The organism is Desulforhopalus singaporensis, assembly GCF_900104445.1.
Lineage (GTDB): Bacteria > Desulfobacterota > Desulfobulbia > Desulfobulbales > Desulfocapsaceae > Desulforhopalus_A > Desulforhopalus_A singaporensis.
Genome location: NZ_FNJI01000096.1, coordinates 1 through 2,732, shown reverse-complemented (window position 1 = coordinate 2,732; position 2,732 = coordinate 1). Strand labels below are relative to the sequence as shown.

The window sequence follows — 2,732 nt, the reverse complement described above, 5'->3', positions numbered from 1 at the left end:
GGCGACTACATCCAGCGTGTAAAACTTGCGGGGCTCAAGTGGCCCCTTCCTGAGGGGTTGAGCGACGCCTCCCTCGAACAACAACTTTTTCCAGCGCCAACGCCCCGGCACAGTTCAAAACTGTGTAAGCGTCTCAACGACCTCATCTTTTCTCGTGGTTGAAATCATGGTTCAGTACGCCACCAATTCAAAGGAGGCATACGATGACAACCAGGACACAAGGGAAATCCGCCCAATACAAAGCCGCGTTCTGGCGGTATCATATTGAAAACCATAGTCGCAGTTCTCTGAGCCAAATACGTTACTGTCGAGATCACGCTCTGGCATTGTCAACCTTTCAGCACTGGAAGAGAAAACTCAATGCTGACGGGCTGCAGGAGAAAGCACGTTTTTACCCTTTAACCGTGCAGGCAACTCCACCCCAACAACATAAATTACCATCTTCAGGATTAACGATGCGTGTCGGTAACGATGAAGTGCTGGTAGAACTTGCGGAAGAGTTCTCTGCTCGCGCGCTTAAAAAACTCCTGGTGGTTCTAAGGCAGTTATGATTTTCCAGCCAAATGGCACCAGGGTGTATATTGCTCTGGGCGCAACTGATATGCGAAAATCGATTAACGGCCTGTCTCTTCTGGTCGAAGACCAATTCGAGCTGGATCTTTTTACAGGCAACTTGTTCGCTTTCTGCAACAGAAGGCGAGATCTGGTGAAAATTCTCTACTGGCAGGACAACGGTTTTTGCGTATGGATGAAGAGACTGGAGGAGGATATCTTCCGTTGGCCTGACTCTGAGGAGGAGGTGATGGAGGTAAATCAGGTAGCGCTTGAGTGGCTTCTGCAAGGTCTTGATCTGAGCCATGCACACCAGAGATTACCCTACAGCTCAGCTGGATAAACACCTTGTTATTACATGTAGTTTTCTTGATTATATCTGGTGTGTTAACGGTCTGTATGGTAGAGTGTTTTTATGATTTCGAACACTTCTACATTGCCGGATAACCCGGAAGAACTCAAGGCGCTCATTGAGCAACTTCAGAGTTCTCACCTGGCTGAGCTCGAAAAATTGAAAGGCCGGCAAGAGGCGGAGGTGCACTTGCTTCAGGAGCAGGTTCGCCACCTGTACGACAAGCTGTTTGGCCGTAAGAGCGAGAAAAGTCGCTATGGCGACAAATCACCGCAACTCAGCCTTTTCGACATGCCGGAACCCGATCCAGATGCCAGGGCAGAGGAAGCTTTAGAGGTGAAGCAGCATACCCGACGCAGGGGCAAGCGAAAACCGCTTCCCGATAATCTGCCACGTGTCGATATCGTTCACGACATAGACGAACAGGAAAAAATCTGCCACTGTGGCTCCGCACTCAACCGAATAGGTGAGGAAGTCTCTGAGAAACTGGATATCATCCCTGCTGTTATTCAGGTCGTACGCCACATCAGGCCCAAATACAGTTGCAAACAGTGTGAGAATGCGGCTGAGAACGGTCCTACGGTCAAGATGGCGCCAGCCCCGGCCCAACTCCTTCCCAAAGCCATTGCCAGCGGCGGTTTGATGGCGCACATTCTCACCGCCAAGTTTGCAGATTCCCTGCCGTTTTATCGGCAAGAGCAACAATTTTTCCGCCTTGGAGCGGATATTCCCCGGGCAACCATGTCTCGCTGGGCAATGCGGGTCGCGGAGGCCTGCCTTCCACTGAAAAATCTCCTTCGCCAGCAAATCCTCGCTGGGCCACTTATCAACGGCGATGAGACCACGGTTCAAGTCTTGAAGGAACCGGGTAAAGCTGCAACCAGCAAGTCGTATATGTGGGTCTTTCGGGGCGGATTACCTGGTGCGCCTGCTTTATACTTCCACTATCACCAGACCAGGGCGACCGATGTCGCAGCCGAATTCCTCGATGGCTATAAAGGGGTGGTACAGACTGATGGCTATGCTGGCTATGACTTTCTTGATGAAAAGCAGGATATCATCCACCTCGGCTGCCTGGCCCATGCACGCAGGAAGTTTAAGGAAGCCCAGAAGGCGCGGGGGAAAAATAGTAAAAAGTCCGGTGCCCCCGATATGGCTCTGAAGTATATCAAGGCGCTTTATCACCTTGAAAAAAAGGCAAAAGCGCAGAATCTTTCCGCAGAAGAGTTGCAGGATCTCCGGCAAGCTGAGGCGAAGCCGATCCTCGATAATATGTACGCCTGGCTTGTAAAGAAATCGACCCATGTTGTGCCCAAAAGCCTGCTGGGTAAAGCAGTAACCTATACCTTGAACCAGTGGGACCGGCTGAACGCGTATATCGATTATCCTTTTGCCACCCCTGACAACAACCTTGCCGAAAATGCTATACGCCCGTTTTGTGTCGGACGTAAGAACTGGTTGTTTGCTGGAACACCGGCCGGGGCTGAGGCGAGTGCCACCATATATTCCCTTATCGAATCGGCAAAGGCCAACAGACTGGAACCGTACAAGTATCTACGTTACCTGTTTGAACAACTTCCATTTGCTGCAGCTGTGGATGATTACAGAAAACTGATGCCCAGTAATCTGACTCCGGAGATCTTGGAGGAAGCCCCTAAAGTAAGTTCTGTCTGATTGCTACGGTAGCAGGCTGAGAAAATGTGCCTTTATTGGTGTGCTTGGTGAAACGCTTACAAAACTGTTCCCTGATTTCCAGGAAGTACATAAGGAACTGCAGGCGAGAAAACACGTCACTCTGATGCTGTTATGGCAGGAATATAAGGAACAA

3 protein-coding genes are annotated in these 2,732 nt (G+C 50.4%); all 3 read left to right on the top strand.

The annotated features are described in order from the left end of the window. Positions 1-203 precede the first annotated feature (203 nt). Positions 204-551: an IS66 family insertion sequence element accessory protein TnpA gene (tnpA, locus tag BLQ17_RS21845; RefSeq protein WP_092226389.1), complete on the top strand. Its 348-nt coding sequence runs from the start codon at positions 204-206 to the stop codon at positions 549-551. Further along, positions 548-895 (top strand): IS66 family insertion sequence element accessory protein TnpB, encoded by a 348-nt coding sequence (gene tnpB, locus BLQ17_RS21840; RefSeq protein ID WP_092226387.1) that lies wholly within the window; start codon positions 548-550, stop codon positions 893-895. The genes tnpA and tnpB overlap by 4 nt, the downstream gene beginning before the upstream one ends. 72 nt (positions 896-967) lie before the next feature. Then, positions 968-2,578 carry an IS66 family transposase gene (gene tnpC / locus BLQ17_RS21835; RefSeq protein WP_092226385.1) on the top strand — a complete coding sequence of 537 codons (1,611 nt, stop codon included), beginning with the start codon at positions 968-970 and terminating at the stop codon, positions 2,576-2,578. The last annotated feature ends 154 nt before the right edge of the window (positions 2,579-2,732 follow it).

What these genes read in the sequence shown, in the direction of transcription:
- tnpA (WP_092226389.1), top strand. Translation starts at nt 204, where the DNA reads ATGACAACCAGGACACAAGGGAAATCCGCCCAATACAAAGCCGCGTTC.
- tnpB (WP_092226387.1), top strand. Translation starts at nt 548, where the DNA reads ATGATTTTCCAGCCAAATGGCACCAGGGTGTATATTGCTCTGGGCGCA.
- tnpC (WP_092226385.1), top strand. Translation starts at nt 968, where the DNA reads ATGATTTCGAACACTTCTACATTGCCGGATAACCCGGAAGAACTCAAG.